Source organism: Phyllobacterium sp. SB3 (assembly GCF_040009165.1).
Taxonomy (GTDB): domain Bacteria; phylum Pseudomonadota; class Alphaproteobacteria; order Rhizobiales; family Rhizobiaceae; genus Phyllobacterium.
Window position 1 is genome coordinate 782,858 of record NZ_JBDYKI010000002.1, and the last position, 22,910, is coordinate 805,767.

Sequence of the window (22,910 nt, forward strand, 5' to 3'; positions counted from 1 at the left end):
TGATATCCTCCTTGCGGCACCTAATAGCGAAAACTTGGGTAACCTCTGTCCGGATGATCGATGGTAGTCGCATCATGTGCGATCATGGGTAAGCTCGTCCGCGTCAGCAGCCTTTTTGCCCGTTCCATTCGAATTCTGTTATGCGCCTGCCCCGGGGACATTCCCGCTTTCTGGCTAAAAAGGCGTTCCAATTGGCGACGTGACAGGCCAAGGGAGACCGCGAGGCCGTCAAGAGACATCTCACGATCAAGCTTCTGCTCCATCATGATAAGCGCTGCTTTAACCCGGGCGTCATCGCAATCGTGTTGAAGGGGCCGACGGGGTTGAATGTCACGCCCTGTACGGACATTCTCGATCTGCAGAACCTCGAATGCGTTGCGTTCGGCCGCTTTGCCTATGTATTGCCTGACGAGCGAAGCAGCCAAATCTGCGCTGCTGGTTCCGCCGGCACAGGATCCTGTGTGCCTGTCTAACGCAAAGATCCTGTCCGCTCGCACTGCGTGATCTGGAAATCGCTCATGAAATTCCTGATAGTGTAGCCAGCTCACGCAAGTTTCGTGATTCTTCATAAGTCCGGCCTCTGCCAGGATGAATGAGCCAGTACACAGACCAATTAAACATACCTTCTTGGCATTAGCATCCTTGAGAAAGGCAATTGTCTTGTGGTCGACAGGGTTCTCAACCGACAACAGGCCTCCAACCACGACAATGCAGTCAAATTTTGCGGGGTTCGTGAGATCAGATGTCGGCGCAACCTGGATTCCGCAACTTGCAGTGATGAGGTGTTGCGTGCTCGCCAGGACTTGCCAATCGGCCGATATTCGACCTGAGCGATCCAGCTCATCACTCGCCAGCCGTAGCGTATCCGTAAACAGTGCGAAGGCAGATAACGTGAACGATCTTGCGAGTATGAAGCCTATCTTCAATCTGTTTGCTTTTACAATTGTGCGCTGCACGCGATACTCCGCTACACTATTGCAGAGCCTATTGACGCATGCTTCAATCGTCCTATGAAACAGAACACTGAAGCCTTCGATAGTTCAACACGTCGCTTCCTTTTAAGTGTCTACTTGGTCGGAATGACCCTGGCAGGGGTCGTTCTGGGTTTATGCTGGTATATGTCGCCGTTGGCGCTCGGGTTCGCGCAATGGCCGACCGATCCCGTGGAGAAATATCGGACCGCGATCCTGTATGACCTGTCCTTCTACGCCGGCATCCCGCTCGTGGTTTTCGGACCGATGACTGCGATCGTGCCGTATAGGAAGGGCTTCGATCGCGCCGCCTTCGTCGTTCCCCGGATATTGCTCGCGACCTTCATGGCCTCCGCCGCGGGCGTGCTCATGCTGTTGAAATGAAGCCAGCTCTCCCACCCCACCCAAAAGCGGAAGGCAGCCCGGACGGCTTGATGGTGTTCGACGGCCTGTGCAATTTCTGTTCCGCGCAGGTGCAGCTCATCCTGCGCATGGACAAGGTCGGTGTGGTCCGGTTTACCTCGATCCAGTCCCCCTATGGCAGGCACCTGGCGGCGCGTTTCGGCCTCGACCCGGACGATCCCTCCACCTTTCTTTTCTTCGATCGCGGCCAGCCACTCGAGGCAAGCGATGCGGTGATCGCGATGGTGCGACGCCTGCCGTGCCCATGGCGATGGCTGAGGGTGCTGCGCTTTATCCCTCGTCCGCTTCGGGATGCGGCCTATCGACTGGTCGCGCGCAACCGGTATCGCCTGCTTGGAAAGCGGGAGGCTTGCATGGTCCCGCCGCCGCATGTGCGGACGCGCTTCATCAATGACATCCCGCCGGGCGAACCGTGAGGCGGCGCGTCGTCCTTATCGGCGCGACCGGCACGTTCGGTAGCCGGCTGGCCGTCATGCTGGCCAATTTCCCCGGGATCGAGCTGGTGCTCGCAGCGCGGCGAGAAGGCGGGTTGGAGACGCTACGCAGGTCGCTCGAGCAACAAGGAGCGGCGGCACATATCGTGGCACGGCCGTTCGACAGATCGCAGCCCGAGAAACTGGCGGAGCTTTCGCCCTGGCTCGTAGTCGACGCGGCGGGTCCGTTTCAGGACAGCGACTATCGCCTCGCGTTCACGGCCGTACGGCTGGGCGCCCACTATGTCGATCTCGCCGATGGACGCGACTATGTTGCCGGCTTCGTGAGCGCACTGGATGATGCCACACGCAGAGCCGGCGTGCTTGCGATTACCGCTGCCAGTTCAACCCCCGCGCTGTCTCACGCGGCACTTGAGCCGCTGGTCGAGGGCTGGCGCCGCATCGACGATGTCGTGGTGGCGATATCGCCCGGCGCGCGCGCGCCGCGCGGCCTGTCCGTGGTGGAAGCGATCCTGTCCTATGTCGGTCGACCGGTGCGCGTCTTCGATAGTGCTGCTTGGCGAACCGTGCCCGGCTGGTCGGGCCTGCGCACCCTGCATATGCCGGGCCTCGGCAAGCGACTCGTCTCGATTTGCGATACGCCTGACCTTGATCTGCTGCCAGAGCGTTTCCCCATTCGCGGCAGTGCGCTTTTCACGGCCGGACTCGAGGTGCCTGTCATGCATCTCGGCCTCGCACTGCTCGGCCTTCCGGTGCGCTGGGGGCTTTTGTCTTCCCTGCACCCGCTCGCCAAGCCCTTGCGGGCGCTCTCCGGCATTCTTGCACTGCTTGGAACCGACCGCGGCGGCATGACCATAGAGGCCATCGGCCGCGATGCCGAGGATCGCCCGGCGCGTAAGCGATGGGCACTATGGGCGGAAGCAAATGCCGGGCCGTATACGCCCGCCGCGCCCGCCGCCGCCACGGTTCGCGCCCTACTCGAGGGGCGCGAGACCCGGCGTGGCGCCATGACCTGTGCCGGGATGCTGGAGCTCGGCGACATCCTGGACGAACTTGCACACTTACCGATCCATACTCGCGCCGATGACGGTTTGCTGGAAAGCCCCATTTTGTTCGAGCGCCTTCTCGGCCGCAGGTGGAGTGGGCTGCCGGCGTCCGTCAGGGCGGTGCATGGCGGCGGTTATCTCTCTGGCTCCGGTCGTGTTATCGCTCGCATTGGTGCGAACCTCCCCGCCCGGCTTCTGCGCCGGCTGCTCGGCCTGCCGTATTCGGGAAGGCATGAGGCTTCTGTCACGCTGGAACCTGCCCCCGATGGAGAGAGGTGGACACGCCGATTTGGCAGCGCGCAATTCACCTCACGCCTGATCGACGCGGGACCGCTCGGGCTGTTCGAGGAGCGCTTTGGTCCGCTGCGGTTCACTTTTGATCTGCAGCCAACGCCCGCCGGCGTCAGCTGGGAACTTTGCGGCTGGAGCGTCGGGGGCTTGCCACTACCTGGATGGCTGGCGCCGCGCATCAGAGCCGGTGCCGAGGATGCGGGTGGCCTCTATCGCTTTCGTGTCGTGGTTGCCCACCGATGGATCGGCCTGCTTTTTGCCTATCGCGGAATGCTCTTTCCCGCGGCCTCTGGAACACCTCACGGTGCAGCGCTTTCGTCGCCCAGCGTGAAGCTGCCGCTGTAGCGGAACAGTTCACCGTACAGTGGATGGGTCAATGTCATGCGCATGCTGAAGCGCTCGGCATCCACCGGTCGTTCCTCGATGTAGGCACGACCGAGCAAGAGTCCCATCGGCAAGGGCACATCGATACCGAACAGCCGCCAGATATAGCCCTCGTCGCGGAATACGAGCGCACCGTCCTCCGCGGTCACTTTCAGTCGCATACCCACCCCGAAACGCACGAATTCGATCACGCGGTTGCCGCCGGCCTGCTCCATATGGGAGAGGAAATGGAAAGGTGGACGTCCGGCGAAGTGGAACACACGATCCCAATGGATGGTGCCGTCGTCGGGCCGGGCATTGTAGTGGACGTCGATCGGCACATCCGTGCCGCGATAGGGCACCAGCGCACCAAATATCCGCGCGAATGGGATCAGCAGCCTCGCCACAGCACTGTGCCAAACCTCATGCATTGTGCCCTTGACGCAGATATAGTCGTCGCTGAAGGCGCGCAGGAAGTAGTGACGCCTGACGACCTCGCCGAGGTGGTGCCAATCCTCGCCGAGCACGTCCTGAAAGACCGGATTACGGACTGTGCCGTTCGGTGGAGATGCCTCAACAGGCTGGTTCTGTGCCATGTTCGTCATGCCAAGCCATCACCTATATTTACTGTCGCGTCCGGGCGTACAAGGTTTTCGCGAGACATGTGAAACTTAAGGAAGGCGGAAACCGACTCAGACATGGCAGCTAACGATTCTCCGTCATCGGTCTTATAAGTTTTGCGCTGATCAAATCATAGGTCGTCAGCCCCGGCAAGCGTGAGAAGAAAGTGTTGCGGTCAGCGGCAGGGCCCAGAACTGATGAGGGTGAGAATGCTGCCGCTGAATCCCGGAAATTGAGGATGACCTTTCAGATTCTGTTGCAAGAATCTGATTTGAACGGAATACGCGCGAACTCTGGACGCAATTATGCTGCGAGCTCCACGAATTGCCGCCTGAGCACGGGGGTCTTTGTTGAAGCAAACAGGCCCTGCTGCTTGCGCATCATGTGAATCGACTCGATACCGGCGAGTGTGACGTTGGCAGTGGCTTCAGACTTGAAGCCAGGCATGGAGCGGATCGTAATGGGATTTCCGGCTTGTTGCAGACGGCTTTCTGCGTCGCATTGCAGGATTGCCATACCGATTGGTCTGGCTGCCATCAATGGTAATGCGTTCTGGCTTGCCGTGACGGGCTAAAGCCTTGTGGATGAAGCGTTCAAGCATTTTTGGACTGAAATGCAAGACCAGCGATGCACAGTCGAATGATCCATCGCAATGCCACGCTCGGCCATCATCTCCTTCAGATTGCGGAAGCGGGCGAAAACCATCGGGCTTGCGGTGAAGACTATGAAACCGCATTCAGAAGCCGGATATACGTCAGTAACCGTGATTATAGATCCAGATTCCAACCTGTTGCAATCGGGCGGTGTCCATATACGTTCACATATGCAACAGAGCCACAACTACCGCACACCGGCTTTATAGAAAAGCAACGTGACAATGCCCCTAAAACACAAAATTTCACGATTTTTATTTATTTAAATCGATAATTCCGATATGAAGCCAGAATATTGGTTCATTCGGTAGAGCACATGGATTCGAACTTTCTCGTTATAGACCCGGAAAAAGACTTGGTCGCCGTCAAGGCGGTGTCCTCGTTACCCCGGATCAAGCTGTTGAAAGAACTGTCAAAGCAGTCCGGTATGAATGTGAACGATCTCGCGAGCATTTCGGGGCTACCGCAGTCGTCTGTGTCGGCTCATCTTCAGGTGCTTGAAAAGGCGGGACTGATCCGCACCGAGATGCAAAAGGCGCGCAAGGGCAATCAGAAAATCTGTTTTGCCGTTTATGATGAACTTGTCGTAACGTTTAATCCGACCAGGCCTGCTCTGTCTTCCGATCTTATCGAGGTCTCGATGCCCCTCGGGCTCTACACGAATAACGCAGTGACCGGTCCTTGCGGCATCTGCTCCGTACATGGAATTATCGGTCTTCTCGATGTGCCGGAGACGTTTATTGATCCGGAGCGGATGAAGACGAGCCTGCTGTGGTTTACCAGCGGCTTTGTCGAATATCAGTTCCCCAATAATGCAAAGCTTCGGGGCAGTGGTATAGAAGCCATTGAAATCGTTATGGAAGTTAGTTCGGAAGTTCCAGGAACGCTGGCCAACTGGCCTTCGGATATCGTCTTGTCAATCAATGGCACGGAAATCGGCGTTTGGACCTCACCCGGAGACTATGGTGATCGTCGCGGTACTTACACTCCGGATTGGTGGAAACTGAAGGGGTCTCAGTACGGTATGTTGAAGACTTGGTCCGTGGGATCCGCGGGTACCTTCGTCGATGGTCACAAGATTTCCGATGTAAGTACGGAAGACCTTGCCTTGGATGCCCACCGATCCATACGGTTGCGCGTGGAGGTAAAAGCAGAAGGCCGACATCCAGGAGGGATCAACATTTTCGGACGGGGTTTTGGCAATTATGATCAAGACATCATTTTGCGTTTGAAAACAAAGTAGTGGTCGGATTCTTGCAAGGAATTCCCGCCCATCTTGTGCGCTGCAGCACATTCTAGCCATTGACAAGTCCGGTATACTCCTCCGACTATATTTAAAAATACGATGAGTATCGTTTTATTGGGTTATCAGGGAGTAACGCAGAATGAAGGCACGCATAGCCGTCCATATAGATTTTAAGATCAGTGATATTGATGAACGGCTTTATTCGGCCTTCATTGAGCACATGGGTCGTGCGATCTATGGCGGGATCTACGAGCCGGGTCACCCGCAGGCAGATGCTCAGGGTTTTCGCAAGGACGTGCTCAAGTTTGTTCAGGATCTGAAGATTCCGGCCATCCGCTACCCGGGTGGCAACTTCGTTTCAGCCTATCGGTGGGAAGATGGCATCGGGCCAAAAGACCAACGTCCGGTTCGACTGGATCTCGCCTGGCGCTCGAAAGAGACAAATCAGGTCGGGATCAACGAGTTTGCTGATTGGGCGAGCCTGGCGGGTATTGAAATGATGCTGGCAGTCAATCTTGGTTCTCGCGGGCTTGAGGAGGCGCGCAATTTTCTGGAGTATGCCAACTTTCCATCCGGCACGTCCTGGAGTGATCTGCGACGTTCGCATGGCAAGGCCGATCCATATCAAGTCAAGATGTGGTGCCTTGGCAACGAGATGGATGGTCCTTGGCAGATCGGCCACAAGGTCGCGACGGAATATGGTCGCCTCGCCAATGAAACAGCAAAGGCGTTCAAGGCCTTTGACCGGGATATCGAGGCGATTGTCTGTGGCAGTTCCAATGATGGCATGGCGACCTATCCCGAATGGGAGAGGGAGGTGTTGGAGGAGTGCTACGAGAACGTCGACTATATTTCTCTGCACAAATACTTCGGTAACAAGAGCAAGGACACGCTAAACTATTTTGGCAAGATCGAGGAAACCGGCCGTTACATCCAGACCATTGCTGGCACGATAGATTATGTGAAATCCAAAAAGCGCGCAAAAAATGATGTGCACATCTGCTTTGACGAGTGGAACGTTTGGTATCATATCCGTGAAGAGGATAGCCATCGCTGGAGAACCTGGGATTGGCCGGAAGCACCGGCATTGCTGGAAGAAACCTACAACTTCGAAGACACGCTTTTCGTTGCTGGTCTTCTGAACGAGTTCATCCGCCGCTCTGACCGCGTGCGCATTGCCTGCATCGCACAGTTGGTGAATGTCATTGCACCGATCCGCGCCGAAAAGAACGGGCCTGCCTGGCGTCAGACGATCTATCACCCTTATCGTTTTGCATCGATTTACGGACGTGGCGAAGCACTCAATGTTGCCGTCGACGCGCCGACATATAATTGCCATGTCGCCGATGATGTTTCCTATCTCGACGTTGCCGCAGTTTACGACCGAAACGAGGGCGTTCTGACCTTGTTTGTCGTGAACAGACATCTGACCGAGAGAGCCGAACTGGACGTCAGCCTCACCGGTTTCGCCAAGCCCGCACTTTTCGAGCACCATGCGATGGAAGGTTACGGACTTAACGAGACGAATGGTCCGGATCGCCCGGATCACGTCGTTCCGAGACAAGGCGCGGGCGTGGGTCTCGAGGACGGCAATTTGAAGGGATCTATTGCACCGCTATCATACCATGTCTTCCGCCTCAAGACGAATTGAGACGCCGAGATGGGGATCAGTTTACACAATGTCAGAAAGAGTTTTGGGCCGGTTGGTGTCATCCACAATGTAAGTATGGAAATCCCTACGGGAGACTTTGCGGTTTTCGTCGGGCCTTCGGGCTGCGGCAAGTCAACGCTTTTGCGAATGATTGCCGGACTCGAGGACACGACCAGCGGCACGATCTCCATCGAAGGGCGCGATGTAACGAATGTCGAGCCAGCTCAGCGCGAGGTTGCGATGGTGTTCCAGTCCTACGCGCTCTATCCACATCTGACAGTCTTCGAAAATATGGCCTTCTCGCTGAGGCTGAAGAGGATCGCAAAATCGCGCACCAATGAAATGGTGCATGAAGCGGCCCGCATTCTTCATCTTGAAGACCATTTACAGAAACGGCCTTCAGAATTGTCAGGCGGCCAGCGCCAGCGTGTTGCCATTGGTCGAGCTATTGTCCGGCAACCGAAAGTATTTCTTTTCGATGAACCGTTGTCCAATCTCGATGCCGAGTTGCGTGTGCAGATGCGACTCGAATTGGCCAAGTTACACAAACAGATTGGCGCAACGATGATTTACGTCACACACGATCAGGTTGAAGCGATGACGCTTGCCGACCGCATCTTCGTGCTGAAAAGCGGTGTGATCCAGCAGGCGGGTAAGCCATTGGAGCTTTACGACAATCCCGACAACCAGTTTGTCGGCGGCTTTATAGGTTCGCCCGCCATGAACTTTTTGCCGGGCAAAGTCATCGGACGACAAGACGAATTGATACGAATCGGCATTGACGGAACTGGAAAAGAACTGCTGGCAAAGGTGTCGGCAGATTTGAGCGATGGCACCGGTGTCAGGATCGGGCTCCGGCCGGAATACTTACAGCCAGTTGATAATGGCATTCTGGCGACCGTCGAGCTGGAGGAAGACCTCGGAGGCGTATCCTATTTGCATGCGCGTTTAGCCGGAGGACAGGCAATCGTTGTCGAGACCCGCGAACGTCGCAAAAGTCTCGATGGACAAATGATATCCCTCGGAGCGTCGGCTGAAGACGTCCTTGTTTTTGCGGAAGACGGGCGTCGGCTGCGCTGAACGCCTTTGAGTAAGGTTCAACCGCCACCAACGGGAGAAGGGTGGCATCAGATCAGGGAGGAATTCTTATGCGATATAAAGCTTTGCTTGCTGCGACGGCGATGGCCTTTATGGCTTTACCTGCCATGGCTCAGGAAAACGTCACATGGTGGGATTTTCTGAGCGGCGGTGATGGTGTCCGCATGAAGGCGTTGATCACGCGCTTCAATGAAGAACACCCTGATATCAAAGTCACCGGCACGACCCTCGAATGGGGTATTCCCTTCTATACCAAGGTCCGCACCGCGGTAGCCGTCGGGCAGGGGCCCGACGTTATGACGTACCACCTTTCCCGTATGCCACTAGGACTGGAAGAGGGGGTGCTTGACGAAATCACCGAGGACGATCTCAAGAATGCTGGCGTCACGAAGGATAGCTTTTTCCCTGCGTCGATAAAGGCCGCGAGCTCCGATGATGGCAAGCTCCACGCCGTGCCGTTTGATATTCATTCCATCGTTCTCTATTACAACAAGTCATATTTAGAAGGTTCGAAATTTCTCGACGCCGATGGCAAGCTGACAGGCATCAACAACCTCACGGACTTTGAGGAAGCTCTGGCTCTGGCGAAAGACAAAGGTGCAGAAGCGCCAGTCTCTTATGCCACCGGGGATGACGGTGGTACCTACCGCGTATTTTACACATTGTTGCGTCAACAGGGCGGCGAGTTGATCACGGGCAAGGAAGTGCTTGCCGGAGACAATCTTCAGAAAGCAGCCAAAGCGATTGAGGTCATGACCAATTGGGCCACGAAGGGCTGGCAGCCAGAACAGGCAGAGTACGAAGCCTCGGTTGCGCTGTTCACCTCCGGAAAGTCTGCATTTTCTTTGAACGGCGTTTGGGAAGTTCCCACCATGATCGATTTGGAGAAGAAGGGAACGCTTGGCTATCAATGGGGCGCGGTTCAGGTGCCAAATCTGATGGGAACCCAGACGACTTGGGCGGATTCCCATTCCTTTGCGATACCGGCCAACAACAAGATGTCACCCGAAAAGCGCAAGGCTGTCATGACGGTTATCGGCTGGATGGAGAAAAATTCGCTCGCCTGGGCAGAGGCTGGACATATCCCGGCCTACAAGGAAGTGGCGGGAGGCGAGGCGTTCAAAAAGTTGGAGCCAAATGCCACCTATGCGGCGCTCGCAAACACTGCCTCCTATGATCCGCGTTCACCAATCGCCGGTGTGGCATCGCCTGCCTACGATGCGGCCATCAACGTGATCTCTCCGGCCATTCATGGCTATGCTGAGCCAATGCAAGCCGCTGAACAGATCAAACAGGACCTTCAGGACAAACTGCAATAACGAGCGTGCCGGTGGCTGCGCGTTATTGCGCGGTTATCAATAATTCTGGGAGGTTCCTGACGTGGCTATGCTTACAAACCGGCGCAAGGAGGTCGTTGTTGCCGCTTCGCTTGTTGCACCATTCGTACTGACGTTCGTGGTGGTATTTCTTTATCCGACAATCCGGCTTGTGCAATTGAGCTTCACCAACTCGCCTCTCATTGGCTCGGGAGAATGGATAGGATTTGATAACTTCACACGGCTTTTGTCCGACAAGCTATTTCTGACGTCGTTGAAAAACAATGGATATTTCGTGCTCTTGACGGTCGTTCCGACCACCGCCCTTGCGCTGGGCTTTGCATTGATGATCACGCGCCTGCGTGGCTCTTTGCAGGCGTTGGCTCTTGCAATTTTCTTCCTGCCTTACATATTGCCGGTGTCTGTCGTGACGCAGATATGGACATGGATGCTCGACTTTCAATTCGGTGTTCTGCAGCCGGTAATAGAATTTTTCACGGGAAAGCCTGTACCGGTTTTCAAGAATCCCTATTGGGTCATGCCGACGGTCGCTGCCGTGACGATCTGGTGGACAAACGGGTTCAATGTCCTGCTTTTCATCGCTGGTCTGCGTAATATCTCAAAGGACTATTATGAGGCCGCACAACTCGACGGCGCAACGCGTCGGCAGCTGTTCACAAGAGTGACGTGGCCGCTTCTCTGGCCCGTTACTGCCTTGGTGTTGACCCTTCAGCTGATACTGCAGTTGAAGATTTTCGATCAGGTCTATTTGCTCAGCAGTGGCGGACCATTCAATTCGTCGTACGTGCTGCTCTTGATGGTTTACAGAGAGGCATTCCAGCTAAATCACGGCGGCTATGCCTCAGCGATAGCGCTTGTCCTGTTCATTATTATTGCAATGCTCTCGGTTCTCCAGTTCCAGCTCTTTCGGGCAGGAGGACGTCGATGAAATCAGTCAGGAAAATCGAAGGCTGGGTGTTGACGGTCTGCACTTTTCTCGCTGCGGCGCTGTGGATTTTCCCGCTTTATTGGGCCTTCATAACCTCGCTCCGCTCAGAGGAACGTGTGGTTTCAGATGGGGCCGGTATTGTCCCGGACGAGATCAACCTGGCCTCTTATGTCGATATTCTCTGGAATACCAATTTGGTCAACTGGTACATAAACTCAATCGGCACCGCTCTTATCATCACGATAGTAGTAATCGTGTCCGGAATGATGTGTGCTTACGCCATTTCCCAGATGCGGTTTCCTGGGCGGCGCATACTTTATGGCGTAGTGCTGGCGAGCTTCATGGTGCCCTCACAGGCTCTGGTGGTAACCCAATTTATCCTGATCAACGACATGGGCCTCATCAATACCTGGGCGGGTATTATTCTGCCGCAGCTTATCGTTCCGGTTGTCATCATCGTCTACAAACAGTTTTTCGATGCCGTGCCGAAGGAGTTGCGCGAGGCTGTGGTGCTCGACGGGGGAGGCGACTATACGTTGCTGTTCAAGATATACCTGCCGCTAAACTGGGGTATCACAACAGCGTTGGCCATCATCACCTTTATTATGGCATGGAATCAGTTTTTTTGGCCCTTCCTTGCTGTGACGACGGAGGACATGATGACGATCCCCGTAGGAATTACCCAGGTCAAGGATGCGTTTGGCGTGTTCTACGCAAGGTTGATGTCGGTTGCGCTTCTCGGAGCGATGCCCGTCGCTGTTGCCTATCTGATCTTTCAAAAGAAAGTCACTGAGGCGGTTATGATCTCGTCAGGAGTTAAAGGGTAAGAACCTCAACCGCAGCGCGTGTATATCACAGAAGGGTGCTGTTACATTGTTTTGTCATCAACGCAATTTCGATAGTTGATGTCCATGAAAAAGCAGTGCCTGACGTATAAAAACCATCGCTTTCCAATCTCAATAGTGGCTCGTGCCATCTGGCTGTATTTCCGCTTCAATCTCAGTCTGCGTGAAGTTGAGGAAATGATGCTTGAGCCTGGCGTGGTGGTTTCCTACGAAACGATCCGCCGACGGTGTCGGTCACACGGTTCGTTGCTCAAGGCGCGATTGCCGCCGCAAGATGCCTTCAGCCAGTGATATCTGGCAAGCCATGCATTCGTGCTTTTGCCGCAGCGTCACGCTGCTCACACAGGTATTGGGAATACCGCCAGAATAGCGAACATAAGGACTTTGCATAATCGATTTGTGAACAGCAATAACATTCCGGGCATCCCTGTACACCAACGTCGGACAGGACCAATGAAGTATTTACCTGACGAGTTGCCCCGTTGGCAACTGGACAAATCAATATGTCCAGTGATCGGATTCATACCGCCGCTCTACAGAGCTAATATCAGTAAATTTCTGTTTAGGTATCTTGTGCCGACGGTCTCGTTGAATTTATTCGGCATCAAAACATCCCGGGACCAAAAACGGTCGCCTGATAGCAGATCCGCGTCGATCCACGCAACAAAGTCGATGCAAACAGCGATCGGCTGTTCAGTGAGCAGTTTCCAACCCAGACAATGTTACCGCAATGTTCGCCTGCTCTTTGGCGCTTTGTACGGTCATCGCGGGCTTGCGGAGCACCGCTCTGCCTTGCTCGTGTCGCCAAAAAAATGCCAACGCTAATTCCTAAAGGATATCAACAGAATGCTGCAACGTCTTTCCGCCGAACATCGCCGGTCCGCGGTAACCTTATTCTCAGTCACGCTGCTTGGCATTGCCGCAACAGGGTGTGTGTCAGCCGAAGAACGGCAATACAGGGACTCGGATACCTGCCAGAGCTTTGGAGCTCCCTATGGCTCTCGCGCTTATACGGACTGCATGCTGGAACAACAGCGCCGGCGCGACAACGCGCAACTGGAGTCGCTCGAGCAGACCCGAATGACGCAAGAGATTGCAAGAAACGCTCAGGTTATGGCCGATCGCGCGCGCTGGGACCGCTGCAGGCGCGATCCTGACCGGCGTGAGTGCCGGCGATAAAGTCCGACCGTCACTTGAGTTGCCGGACGCCGGTACCTCGTGGCGCCTTGCCGTTGCGAGCGGCGAGAGACGAGGAAACCGGTTGCGATCGCTCGGTGCCTCTCATGTTGTTGATTGTACGTCGCATGACATTGTCGATGTTGTCCGGCAGACAACGAGTGGTAAGGGGCTATCGACCGCGGGCGCAGAGACTGGCAAGCTGCCGAATAGGGGAAAGAACTACTTGCCTGAACATCTTGGCTTTTTCTTTATACCGAAGGTCAGATACCTCCCTCCCTCGCGAAGGTTGGAGGTGGCCAGAGCAAATGGTGTTGAGTGTACGGGCTTGGATCGCCCCGGTGACAGGATGCGTCACAGCCTGTAACGGTGAACCAAATTGTACGAGGGGAGGGGAAGCCTCGAGATACGGCTACGTCGCAGAATGGAGAGGTTATATATGTCGTTCTCGAAGTCAGCCATACCCGGTACAACAACGTCGCATCGTTACAGCGTCGTGAAGGCGCACCCGATACGGGATGTGTTGAAATAACAGAACGTGCGTATTACCGGACGCCCGGCTCACAGGCCAGAACGGTTGACCACGCCACTCAGCGGTGCCGAACGACTCGAATGAGTAGAGCTGCATCCCACCGCCGCAAATGTCTCTGACTGCCTTGCAACTGACCTTTCATCCCAGCCCCAAGCGTTCTTTCCAGAGCGCTTTCTCACTTTTCGCCTGTTCAACTGTCACGAAAGGGCCGATGGGTTCGCGTTTCTGGCCATGCTCCAGAACAATGACGTAGATGAGGCCCTTGCGTTCAATCACCTGAACGGCCGAGGAGTGCCGTTTTTCAAACATTCCGTGCCTCCCGACGCTTTATCAAAGGCGGTCATTCGTGAAGCTGACCGACAGCGCATCTAAAGCGTAACCTCTATTGCCAGCTGCATCAAATGAAACAACCGCCGGTAAAACATAATTGATCCTGCTGGCGCACTCTCTCGAGCGGATTCATCACAATCACCCAGCCTCAGCCATTTGGCAGCGAGCCAGTTGACTGGCATACTGGACCATCTGCAACTCCAGCGCAGACAATCCCTTGGTTTCGCTTCTTTGATTTAAAGGCCTCGTACATGAACAATCGCAAGGAACCAGAACGTTCTTCGGTGCCTCTCTGGATTTATTTGCTGGCATTCGGCATTGCCCTGGTCACCGCTATTTTGGCGTTCCTGTTCCTCTGGCATCCTGACGTCACACGCTTCACAAGCTTGACAGGCCTGTTGTTCGAGGCGCCCCGTCCGTCGGCACTTGCAAGTCTGGTCAGAAACGGATCGATGCACATTATTTTTGAATCAACTTTCAATGGTTTGCCTGTTTAGCAATGGGAGCTTTTATCGCAGGAGCCTGGCAAGTCCGCCTGCCGCTCCCAATTCGATCTGCGTGAGCGCACCCTGACCTTTTGACCACCGAGCACCGGCATTGCCGGTCGTGGAGTTGCCACTGTGCCCATCGCCTCTTCCTGTCATTCTGGTTTGACTTCACGCGATATTTCAGGGATTCTATGCGCAAGTTAACAGACACTTTTCGCCGTGCCTCACGTAGACGTGAATATTCGATCCGCTCTGAACTCGATTGGAGACGTCTCAAACGCCGGTTAGCGCTTGGTCCGGCGTGTTCACCATTCACAGGATGACAGGCGTCGTTCTCGATGATGAACGTCGGAGCATTATCAAATTTCCACCCAGACCGAGCCTCCGTGAGCACAGTGCATGCCGGCAGCCGGTATCACTGCCACACCGGCTTTCGGGAAAGTCACCCGGACGGTAAATCGATCCGATCCCGGGAGCAGCGCCCGCCTAATCGAGACAGCCTGTCAAAGCTGCTTCATGAAAGATTGGAATCAGCGGTAAGGCGATACGCACAGTTGCCGCGGCCCGCTATAAGGCTGATAGGTGTTGTCGGAGCTCCGATATGACCGCCACCTGTTGGCGCACCAGTTCACATGATTGCTGCTCCTGGACGGTTGTCTGGCAATTGTACCTCCGATGATTGCACCTGCACCAAACGCTGCAAGGGGATACCACCAGCCATCACTGTGTCTGCGATAACCGGGCCTTGAATGTCTATAGCCACGATGGCCATTCCAACGGCCCGCTCTGTGAATGACGCGCGGCGAACGCCTGTCCCGTCGATGCTGGATTTGCTCTACATTGGATGGCGTCTCGATCTGAGGCAGCATTGGTGGTGCTGCGAAGGCCGGTATGATCGGCGTAAAGCTTACTGCCAGGCACAGCCCGGCAACACAGATCCTTGAGAGTATCTTTGTCATAACGGTTCCTTTCAACGAAAATGCAATGATCGCTTTCAATGATACCCGAGACTGCCTGAACGTCACTGACATAGAATTTGTTCCTGATCGCGTCTGCCCAACGGCCTGTTGACGTCGAAACATAGAAGATTTCCAGTCTCATCCGGGTGTAGAAAATATAAACCACCAATTTAATTGGCCCAACCTTATATATTGTGAAGGATAAGGCTGGGCCTTGCCAAACATGGAGTTTCAGCAGAGAATAAACAGTAGTTTAGAGGCCTATATTGTCAACGAGAGGCGCCATTAAATTTTTTTAATAATTCTCGATAAAAGTATAAGTTAAACTATGTTGCCATAGCACGTCGAAATCCCGCGATTTGTCTTGCATGGCCCAGATTCTTTTGCAGTTTCCAACAAATTACTATGTTGCCGCTTTCAAAGATTAAGAGATGGCCACCTTGCCTTCTCGATGAAGTCGAAGAAAAGGTCTCGGGCTTCAAACCCAAACCATTCATAGATGCTCTGTCCGCGGGCGTTTCGGGCGTCAGGTTTGGCGAAATCCAATCCATCCTTGGCTTTTCCTGGAATGATGTCTTGCCTGCCGCAAATTGCTCCTTGTATGCCTGTGAAGAAACGAGGTTGCGCGTGGGCCCGACATCGAGCAGACACCTCATAGGTGACCGCTGCGTGCTGAATATCGAGCTTGGAACTTGTTCCGGCCATCCAACGTCCGTCGCGGGGCATGTACTGCTTCGCAGCCCGGTAGGTGTTGATGCCATCGGCCGGCTGATATGGAAAATGCGTCCAGAGGAATTTCTGAAACGGTGCTTCTGTCGACAAGAGGTTTCGATCACCGGTGATCTCCCCACCCGCACCTGCCGGGTACGAAAAGGCCAGCCGGTTAAACCGTAAATCGGATGCAGCTCCCATCTATGCCAAATCCCCTACGGCGTTGCTCTTTTGCAATCGGAGAGGTCCCGAGCCCTGATGCCGGCAACGACCTCACTGGCTATCTGCTTGAGGTCTTCGCGGGAGGTACCGTCGCGTGCCTGGACTGAAAGACCCTGCAGGAGGGTGACGAGGTAGCGTGACAAGGACGCGGCACGATCCCGATCCAGCCACGGCTCGAGTTTGAGAGTGATGGTGTCGCGCATCAAGCTTCGGCGCTCCGCCAGTTCGCGGGCAAGGTCGACGTGGTCTTCGGCGCACTGGATCATGCCACTCGAAATCATGCAGCCGCGTTCTCCGTCAGGCTCAGTGACGGCATCAATGGCGCGATTGAGCAGGGTTTCGACCGCTCCGTAAAGACTGGTCGTCTGGCCGAGATTGCTCACGGCCCTCGGCAGGCCAGAATATCGATCGAGTGCCTCGCGGTAGAGGCCTGCTTTGCTGCCGAACGCTGCATAGAGGCTCGGCGGCGCAATGCCGATCGCTGCCGTCAGATCGTTCAATGAAACGCCTTCATATCCATGGCGCCAGAACAGACGCATGGCAGTATCGACCGCCTGGTCCCTATTGAAGGTCCGAGGTCCACTCCGACGTTTCTTCACAAGCTTATCCATAGCGACCACTAAAGACAGCTTGACAGCATAAAGCAAGTGTTTATTGTGTAGTGATCACTAAATATAAGGATGAATGCTGTGAAATATCTGATGTCGATGATGCAGAGCAAGGAACCGCCTACGGAGCCAGGCGGAAGAGGGTCGAGTTACAGCAGCGGCCACGTCTCGGTGATGCGCGCGCTATGGGTAGCCGTCCTGATGATGATTATGTCCTCGGTCACTATGGCGGGGCAGAAGGACTATACGGTGAAGTCACCGGACGGTGTCGACATCGCGGTTCAGGAAGCGGGTGATCCCGCCGGGCTTCCAATTGTCTTCATCCACGGATTGCTCGGGAGCCATCTCAACTGGGAGAGCCAATTGGACAGCCCCGACCTTTCGCGTTACCGGCTGATCACATTTGATCTTCGCGGCCACGGACTTTCGGGAAAGCCACAGGATGTGCAGGCCTATAGCGATGGACGCCGCTGGGCCGACGATCTGCGCGCTGTGCTTGAGGCGACGAAGGCTGAAAATCCGGTTCTTGTCGGCTGGTCGCTGGGCGGAGCAGTCGTTTCCAACTATGTTGCAGCTTACGGCGATGACGAGATCGAGGGCTTGGTCTATGTGGGCGGTGTCGTCGAACTGAAAGCTGAGCTTATAACGTCGCATCCCGAAGTCTATGCGGGCCTTGCTTCGGAAGACCTGAAGGTTCACCTCGATGCAATGCGCAAATTTCTGGCGCTGTGCTTTGCGACACGGCCAGATCAGGCGACGTTCGAGCGGCTGTTGTCCAATGCGGCTATGGCATCATGGATCATGACCCGAACGGTGCCTTCCATGACGGTCTTTGCAGAGGAGGGGCTGCCCAAGGTCAAGGCTCCTGTGCTGATGCTTTACGGCGAAAAGGATGCGCTGGTGATGCCGCGCCCGAGCCTTGAGCGTGCAAGGGCACTCAACCCGGCAGTTCGCTCGCAGGTTTATGCCGATTCCGGACACGCGCCATTCCTGGAGGAAGCGCAGCGGTTCAACCGCGACCTGGCCGATTTTCGGGCATCTGTTTCAACCCGCTGAAGATGTTGGCGAGAGCAGGCTGACGGATTGGCAAACTCTATGGCGAAGTTTCGGTCAACATCAGTTGACCGGGTTCGGGGATAGTTACAGTCTGAACGGAACAACAGGCTTTAAAATTAAATGGCAGTCGTCCGAGAAAGCTGATATCGGCCTCCGCAATCTTCCCGGATCCGATGAGTCCCTGGCATGCAGGACGGCTGTATCTTCCTCGATAAACTGCTCCAGATAACTCGTCAGCATCCGAACGACCTGGCGCTTGGAAATATGGCCAAGGCCTTTATGTATGATGCCTCGCCGCGAGTGATGAACTCAACGTAGAGGTCACAGTCATCACTTCTATCGGCTCTGGGCGGCCCCACCCTCCTTCAGCAAAATCATCATTCGGCAGAGAGATGGGGGCTACTCAACCATGGTCGGAGATCTTTTGTGAAGCATCGTATATCGGCTGCCGCTCTGGTCGTAAGGGATAGCCGCATTCTTTTGGTTAGATGCCAAAAACCCGGGCGGTACGATTTTCGGGAACCACCTGGCGGCGTTGTAGAAGATAACGAGGAACTCGCTGCCGCAGCGGAGCGCGAAGTCCTTGAGGAAGCCGGCATCCGGTATTGTAGAAACTTGCGTGCCTGTTTAACGGACCAGCTGCTATCAAGCGAGGGCGGAAGGTAACGAACAGCCTCAAACATTGGGCAAAGTGACCGCAGTTCGTCGCTGATTATAGAGTTTGTACGATTGATCTTAGCGAGATTTGCCGCCTGCAAGAACCCCCGTGTGAGCACGCAGTCTTTCTGATATGAATTCGGTGAACAGGCGGACACGCTTGGTCTTTCGCGTCTCGCCCTGTGTAAGCACCCAGAGCGTTCCATGGGGCCCGAGACCTGTGCCAGGAACTCTGACGAGCAGCGGCTCGGCATCTCCAACGAAGCTGGGAAGCGCCGATATCCCTAAGCCCAGGCGCAACGCCTCGAGATGCGCTGCATCTTCGGGAATTCGGAACGGGGCTCCGGCAATTTCGACGGCATCGCCATGGGCCCAGTCAGGCACACCCTCTAGATTTTTCGATATCCACCTGACGGGCCCTGAAGTGCCGTCCTTCCAGGCCGCGAAGAGGTCGCGAGACATATAGACACCTACGGAAAGGTCCGGGCCTTTCGCGCCGTGAAGGTTCTGCGGCAGAGAGTTACGGTTAAAAACGACTCTGAGGGCCACGTCGGCTTCGCGATTAGTCAGGTTAACATTCTCTAAAGAGGAGTGGATCTCCATTTCGATGTCGGGGTGCTGTCGAGTAAAAGCAGCAAAGTCAGGCATCAACAGGTGTGTGGCCAAGGTGGGCGCCATAGTGACCCGCAGGGGCCCACGCACGGCTTGATCGCGGCCGGACACGCGGCTCACCAGCAGATGAGAGGAAGCCTCCATCTGTTCTGCCAGCTCTTGCACCTGTTTACCAGCTTCGGTGAGGCGATAGCCCGCCGGCAGTTTTTCGAACAACTGCGAATGCAGCAAAGCCTCAAGCTGCGCGATACGCCTCAGTACCGTTGTGTGATTAACGTCGAGCCGGGCCGCGGCCGCGCGGACAGAACCGTGTCGTGCCACCGCGAGAAAATATCGAACATCATCCCAATCGATTGTCATTGTTCCCAAGCCAAATTCCAATGCTGGCGCCGAACGCGGTGCAGTTGGCACAGATCCTATAATGCAGGTGGTGTTATTTTGCACCATGCTTGTGCAAGTTTCCACACTGCTGGCGCCGCATGCGGCACCTTACCTCCATGGCGTAAACAAGGCAGGTCGGCGCGCTGACCTTACCAAAGAAGGATGCATGATATGACTAGACTGAATGGAAAGACCGCCGTGATCACTGGCGGCGCTACCGGTATAGGCCTCGCTGCTGCAAAGCGCTTCATCGAAGAGGGCGCCTTCGTCTTCATCTACGGCCGCCGGCAGGACGCGCTTGACGCCGCTGTGGCCAACCTCGGTTCCAACGCCCGGGCGGTGAAGGGCTCGGTCTCCGATGAAGCCGACCTCGACCGGCTCTACGCGACGGTGAAGGCCGAGCGCGAAACCCTCGACATCGTCTTCGCCAATGCCGGGGCGGGAAGTCCACTTGCACTCGGCAACATTACCGCCGAGCATATTGACGAAACCTTCGACACCAATGTGAAGGGTACAATCTTCACGGTCCAGAAGGCGCTGCCGTTGATGGGCAAAGGTGGTTCGATCATCCTGACCGGATCGAGCGCCGGCACCACGGGCGCCCCTGCATTCACCGCCTACAGTGCGAGCAAGGCGGCAGTGCGCAACCTCGCCCGGACCTGGGCAGAGGACCTGAAGGGCACCGGCATCCGGGTAAACGTGCTGTCGCCCGGGGCGACGGCCACCGAACTCGCAAAGGAAGCGCTTGGCGAGGAGGGCCAGAAGGCGTACGGCGCGATGACCCCGCTCCGGCGGATGGCGGAACCCGCGGAGATTGGAGCGGTAGCTGCCTTTCTCGCGTCGTCGGACAGCAGCTTCATGACCGCCAGCGAAGTCGCCGTCGACGGCGGCCTGGCACAACTCTGACGCACTACGCCCGGTCGGGCGCTCCATTCGATAGTCCGGAGCGTCGTAGGCGTAATAAACCCAAGGAGATTATATATGAGCTACGCAATTATCGGTTTCGGCAATATCGGCCAAGCCTTGGCCAGGGCGTTTGCCCGAAACGGTATCGAAGTATCCGTTGCAACCACGCGCGACCCGGAAAGCTTTGCATCCGTCGCGGCCGCAATCGGACCCACGATCATTCCCGAAAACCTGGCGGAAGCGGTCAAGGCCGACATCATCTTTTTGGCCGTCCGTTTCGAGTCGCATCAGGATGTCGCGAAGGCGCTGTCCACGTGGCAGGGGAAAACGATCGTCGACGTGACGAATGCCTACGGCGTACCCCCAGAGGAACTGGGGGGACAGGCTTCTTCCAGGGCCGTCGCGCAGGCCTTTACTGGCAGTAGACTGGTTAAGGGCTTCAACCATTTGGTCGCCGCGGTCATTGCCCAGGATCCGGCCGCGCATGGTGGCAGGAGAGTCGTGTTTCTGGCGAGCGATGATGACGGCGCAGCAACGGAGATCGGTGCGCTCGCGGATAATCTCGGTTTTGCGCCGATCAAACTTGGCGGGCTTTCGGAAGGTGGGCTGCTGGTCCAGGCGCGCGGAAAGACCTGGGGTCACCTGATCTTTAAGGACTTGGTCAAGTTCGACTGATGAATCGTGATCGCAATTTTCGATGCGATCCTGCCGCGTGGTCCACAACGTATCGGACTGGATCGGACACAATCCAACGTAAGTCCCCGGTCGGGGCGGCGCCGAATATCCCTGTCGATGCGCCGGGTCCGATCTGCTCGGCCAGCCCCCGTGCCTTGGCGGCGTCGCGAGCCATCACTTCGACGGTGTGTCCGGCCCTGACGGCAAGGCCGCCGATCGCTGCCGCCATACCGCCTGATCCGATAATGCTGATACTGCTCATGTTCGTGTTCGTGTTCCTTGCAGGTTCCCCATGAATTCTTGTTTAGTGGGGCAGGGCAGTGCCCCTGTTGCCATTTGCGGACATGCGGGGTATCTAGCGGATCACTGGTCCAGATATATGGATCGGTGATCCACTTGTCAACAGGTACTCCATGCGCGCCGACGCGAGAAAAAATTATAGCCACATACTTTCGGTCGCGCGTGACGTCGTTACCGAGCACGGCATCGATGCGTCCATGCGCGATATCGCTCGCCGTGCCGGTGTCGGGTTGGCCACGCTGCTTCGTCATTTCCCGACACGAGAAGCCTTGTTCGAAGCATTGCTGTGTACAAGTCTGGACGCATTGACGCAGAAGGCAGACGAACTCGAAACGTCGGATTCACCTGACAAGGCGCTCGTGTCCTGGTTTCGCGAATGGCTGGTATTCGCCCAAAGCAATAGAGGCGTTGTCGCCCTGATGGCCGCCGCCCACACAAATCCGGACTCCGCTCTTTATGCTTCATACGCAGCGGTGCACTCAGCGAGCGCGAGATTACTGCTTCGTGCTCAGGCCGAAGGTACGGCGCGCCCCGATATGAATGGGGACGACCTGTTCGGCCTGATGTCGGCGCTCGGCTGGCTCGTCGACCTACCCTCGTTCACACCAAGGGCCGATCATCTTTTTCACATCATCGCCAGCGCTATCCTGACAAATAAGTTTGGCAACGATGTAAAGCAGGCAACGTGTTCAGCAGGGCATCCTCCACAAAGTCTGGATGAATGATGGCGCGGCGTATCCGAAGGCGTTTTTGCCAAGATACGGGCCATTGCTCCTGGTGACTTCAGCGTCGGGATAGGTGTATGAGCCAATCAGATCGAAGGTATCGATAATCCCAACCTTGGCCTCAAATTCGTCCATGGACCCGAACCTCGCTGGTCTGGGTGTTGAAGTTTCCGCACTGAGGATCACCCAGCTCTCACATTGATGGCCGAGATCGGTGGTCAGAACATTCTGCTGCGTCAGATGGAATGCCGAGATAGCAAAAAAGCCATTGAAGCAGGGCGGTTCGTATTTGATGCCGACTTCATATTGCTCGCCTTCCGTTGGCTTGAGGTGTCACCCGTTCCAGGCAGTTCCAGTGGCAGGCTGAAATGATGTCGCATAGCTGACATAAGGCGCGATGCCGTTATCAAACAGACAGGCCAATCCGATGCGGCCAGCAAATGCAATGTCATCGGTGTCTGTTGCACCGCCTGTCAGGCGATTGGTGGTCTTGCTATCGGCCGGTCTTGACGACCATTGAGGGTCAGCTGCCAATTGTCGAACGCGATCTGATCCTGAAGATAAGGCCGGTCATGTTCTGTCGTTGCTTCTGCAAGAATGTCCAGTTTGGTGAAGCGATCCAAGACCCATAATCCGGACTATAGACATCGATTGGAGTCTGTCTG

Annotated in this window: 25 protein-coding genes and 2 pseudogenes; 16 read left to right on the forward strand and 11 right to left on the reverse strand. The window is 55.6% G+C overall.

The annotated features are described in order from the left end of the window. Positions 1-20: 20 nt before the first annotated feature. Positions 21-956, reverse strand: coding sequence for a helix-turn-helix domain-containing protein (locus ABKW30_RS10215; RefSeq protein WP_348598784.1), 936 nt, complete (start codon positions 954-956; stop codon positions 21-23). 54 nt (positions 957-1,010) lie between these two features. On the opposite strand from ABKW30_RS10215, the gene ABKW30_RS10220 reads away from it, so the two are divergent. Genes ABKW30_RS10220 through ABKW30_RS10230 form a run of 3 tightly spaced genes read left to right on the forward strand, consistent with a single transcriptional unit; the run spans position 1,011 to position 3,510 of the window. Beyond that, positions 1,011-1,355 (forward strand): hypothetical protein, encoded by a 345-nt coding sequence (locus ABKW30_RS10220; RefSeq protein ID WP_348598785.1) that lies wholly within the window; start codon positions 1,011-1,013, stop codon positions 1,353-1,355. A 50-nt stretch (positions 1,356-1,405) separates the two neighbouring features. Continuing rightward, complete coding sequence (locus ABKW30_RS10225) at positions 1,406-1,810, forward strand: DCC1-like thiol-disulfide oxidoreductase family protein (protein ID WP_348598786.1); 405 nt, start codon at positions 1,406-1,408, stop codon at positions 1,808-1,810. After that, positions 1,807-3,510, forward strand: coding sequence for a DUF4166 domain-containing protein (locus ABKW30_RS10230; RefSeq protein WP_348598787.1), 1,704 nt, complete (start codon positions 1,807-1,809; stop codon positions 3,508-3,510). The genes ABKW30_RS10225 and ABKW30_RS10230 overlap by 4 nt, the downstream gene beginning before the upstream one ends. On the opposite strand, the gene ABKW30_RS10235 is transcribed toward ABKW30_RS10230, so the two are convergent. Together ABKW30_RS10235 and ABKW30_RS10240 are read right to left on the reverse strand one after the other, a co-directional pair. Continuing rightward, the gene (locus ABKW30_RS10235) at positions 3,465-4,133 is read right to left on the reverse strand and encodes a DUF4166 domain-containing protein (protein ID WP_348598788.1); all 669 of its coding nucleotides are present in this window, start codon (positions 4,131-4,133) and stop codon (positions 3,465-3,467) included. The genes ABKW30_RS10230 and ABKW30_RS10235 overlap by 46 nt on opposite strands. A 319-nt stretch (positions 4,134-4,452) precedes the next feature. After that, positions 4,453-4,836 (reverse strand): annotated as a pseudogene (locus ABKW30_RS10240) (IS6 family transposase); the annotation flags it as partial. 282 nt (positions 4,837-5,118) lie between these two features. On the opposite strand from ABKW30_RS10240, the gene ABKW30_RS10245 reads away from it, so the two are divergent. The 8 genes and pseudogenes from ABKW30_RS10245 (at position 5,119) to ABKW30_RS10280 (ending at position 13,086) form a co-directional block, all read left to right on the forward strand. After that, entirely contained in the window at positions 5,119-6,045 is a 927-nt protein-coding gene (locus ABKW30_RS10245) for an ArsR family transcriptional regulator (protein ID WP_348598789.1), read from the forward strand. 142 nt (positions 6,046-6,187) lie between these two features. After that, the gene (locus ABKW30_RS10250) at positions 6,188-7,699 is read left to right on the forward strand and encodes an alpha-N-arabinofuranosidase (protein ID WP_348598790.1); all 1,512 of its coding nucleotides are present in this window, start codon (positions 6,188-6,190) and stop codon (positions 7,697-7,699) included. A gap of 9 nt (positions 7,700-7,708) precedes the next feature. Next, the gene (gene ugpC, locus ABKW30_RS10255) at positions 7,709-8,779 is read left to right on the forward strand and encodes a sn-glycerol-3-phosphate ABC transporter ATP-binding protein UgpC (RefSeq protein WP_348598791.1); all 1,071 of its coding nucleotides are present in this window, start codon (positions 7,709-7,711) and stop codon (positions 8,777-8,779) included. A 68-nt stretch (positions 8,780-8,847) separates the two neighbouring features. Beyond that, positions 8,848-10,116 (forward strand): extracellular solute-binding protein, encoded by a 1,269-nt coding sequence (locus ABKW30_RS10260; RefSeq protein ID WP_348598792.1) that lies wholly within the window; start codon positions 8,848-8,850, stop codon positions 10,114-10,116. 67 nt (positions 10,117-10,183) lie between these two features. After that, positions 10,184-11,062: a sugar ABC transporter permease gene (locus ABKW30_RS10265; protein ID WP_348599005.1), complete on the forward strand. Its 879-nt coding sequence runs from the start codon at positions 10,184-10,186 to the stop codon at positions 11,060-11,062. Further along, positions 11,059-11,889, forward strand: coding sequence for a carbohydrate ABC transporter permease (locus tag ABKW30_RS10270; protein WP_348598793.1), 831 nt, complete (start codon positions 11,059-11,061; stop codon positions 11,887-11,889). The genes ABKW30_RS10265 and ABKW30_RS10270 overlap by 4 nt, the downstream gene beginning before the upstream one ends. A gap of 84 nt (positions 11,890-11,973) precedes the next feature. Next, positions 11,974-12,132, forward strand: a pseudogene (locus ABKW30_RS10275) (IS6 family transposase); the annotation flags it as partial. Positions 12,133-12,753: 621 nt separating this feature from the next. Further along, positions 12,754-13,086, forward strand: a complete 333-nt coding sequence (locus ABKW30_RS10280) for a hypothetical protein (RefSeq protein WP_348598794.1) — start codon at positions 12,754-12,756, stop codon at positions 13,084-13,086. Positions 13,087-13,753: 667 nt separating this feature from the next. Here ABKW30_RS10280 and ABKW30_RS10285 read toward each other — a convergent pair. Further along, positions 13,754-13,924 carry a hypothetical protein gene (locus ABKW30_RS10285; protein WP_348598795.1) on the reverse strand — a complete coding sequence of 57 codons (171 nt, stop codon included), beginning with the start codon at positions 13,922-13,924 and terminating at the stop codon, positions 13,754-13,756. 272 nt (positions 13,925-14,196) lie between these two features. Between ABKW30_RS10285 and ABKW30_RS10290 the strand changes: the two genes are divergently transcribed. Next, positions 14,197-14,442, forward strand: coding sequence for a hypothetical protein (locus ABKW30_RS10290; protein ID WP_348598796.1), 246 nt, complete (start codon positions 14,197-14,199; stop codon positions 14,440-14,442). Between the two features lie 12 nt (positions 14,443-14,454). On the opposite strand, the gene ABKW30_RS10295 is transcribed toward ABKW30_RS10290, so the two are convergent. From ABKW30_RS10295 to ABKW30_RS10310, 4 genes are all read right to left on the reverse strand, one after another. Then, complete coding sequence (locus tag ABKW30_RS10295; RefSeq protein WP_348598797.1) at positions 14,455-14,589, reverse strand: hypothetical protein; 135 nt, start codon at positions 14,587-14,589, stop codon at positions 14,455-14,457. A gap of 374 nt (positions 14,590-14,963) precedes the next feature. Beyond that, a complete protein-coding gene (locus ABKW30_RS10300) occupies positions 14,964-15,392 on the reverse strand; it encodes a BA14K family protein (protein ID WP_348598798.1) in 429 nt (142 codons plus the stop codon). A gap of 417 nt (positions 15,393-15,809) precedes the next feature. Next, positions 15,810-16,304, reverse strand: a complete 495-nt coding sequence (locus ABKW30_RS10305; protein WP_348598799.1) for a hypothetical protein — start codon at positions 16,302-16,304, stop codon at positions 15,810-15,812. A 14-nt stretch (positions 16,305-16,318) separates the two neighbouring features. Continuing rightward, the gene (locus tag ABKW30_RS10310; RefSeq protein WP_348598800.1) at positions 16,319-16,936 is read right to left on the reverse strand and encodes a TetR/AcrR family transcriptional regulator; all 618 of its coding nucleotides are present in this window, start codon (positions 16,934-16,936) and stop codon (positions 16,319-16,321) included. Positions 16,937-17,014: 78 nt separating this feature from the next. Between ABKW30_RS10310 and ABKW30_RS10315 the strand changes: the two genes are divergently transcribed. Continuing rightward, positions 17,015-17,989 carry an alpha/beta hydrolase gene (locus ABKW30_RS10315; protein ID WP_348598801.1) on the forward strand — a complete coding sequence of 325 codons (975 nt, stop codon included), beginning with the start codon at positions 17,015-17,017 and terminating at the stop codon, positions 17,987-17,989. 735 nt (positions 17,990-18,724) lie between these two features. Here the strand turns inward: ABKW30_RS10315 and ABKW30_RS10320 are convergent. Then, positions 18,725-19,618, reverse strand: a complete 894-nt coding sequence (locus ABKW30_RS10320) for a LysR family transcriptional regulator (protein WP_348599006.1) — start codon at positions 19,616-19,618, stop codon at positions 18,725-18,727. A 192-nt stretch (positions 19,619-19,810) separates the two neighbouring features. On the opposite strand from ABKW30_RS10320, the gene ABKW30_RS10325 reads away from it, so the two are divergent. Both ABKW30_RS10325 and ABKW30_RS10330 read left to right on the forward strand, forming a co-directional pair. Further along, entirely contained in the window at positions 19,811-20,545 is a 735-nt protein-coding gene (locus ABKW30_RS10325) for an SDR family oxidoreductase (protein ID WP_348598802.1), read from the forward strand. A 75-nt stretch (positions 20,546-20,620) separates the two neighbouring features. Beyond that, a complete protein-coding gene (locus ABKW30_RS10330; protein WP_348598804.1) occupies positions 20,621-21,220 on the forward strand; it encodes an NADPH-dependent F420 reductase in 600 nt (199 codons plus the stop codon). On the opposite strand, the gene ABKW30_RS10335 is transcribed toward ABKW30_RS10330, so the two are convergent. Then, complete coding sequence (locus ABKW30_RS10335) at positions 21,207-21,482, reverse strand: NAD(P)-binding domain-containing protein (protein ID WP_348598805.1); 276 nt, start codon at positions 21,480-21,482, stop codon at positions 21,207-21,209. The two genes, ABKW30_RS10330 and ABKW30_RS10335, sit on opposite strands and share 14 nt — an antisense overlap. Before the next feature lie 151 nt (positions 21,483-21,633). On the opposite strand from ABKW30_RS10335, the gene ABKW30_RS10340 reads away from it, so the two are divergent. Next, the gene (locus ABKW30_RS10340) at positions 21,634-22,245 is read left to right on the forward strand and encodes a helix-turn-helix domain-containing protein (protein WP_348598806.1); all 612 of its coding nucleotides are present in this window, start codon (positions 21,634-21,636) and stop codon (positions 22,243-22,245) included. 473 nt (positions 22,246-22,718) lie between these two features. On the opposite strand, the gene ABKW30_RS10345 is transcribed toward ABKW30_RS10340, so the two are convergent. Then, positions 22,719-22,868 (reverse strand): hypothetical protein, encoded by a 150-nt coding sequence (locus ABKW30_RS10345; protein WP_348598807.1) that lies wholly within the window; start codon positions 22,866-22,868, stop codon positions 22,719-22,721. Positions 22,869-22,910 lie beyond the last annotated feature (42 nt).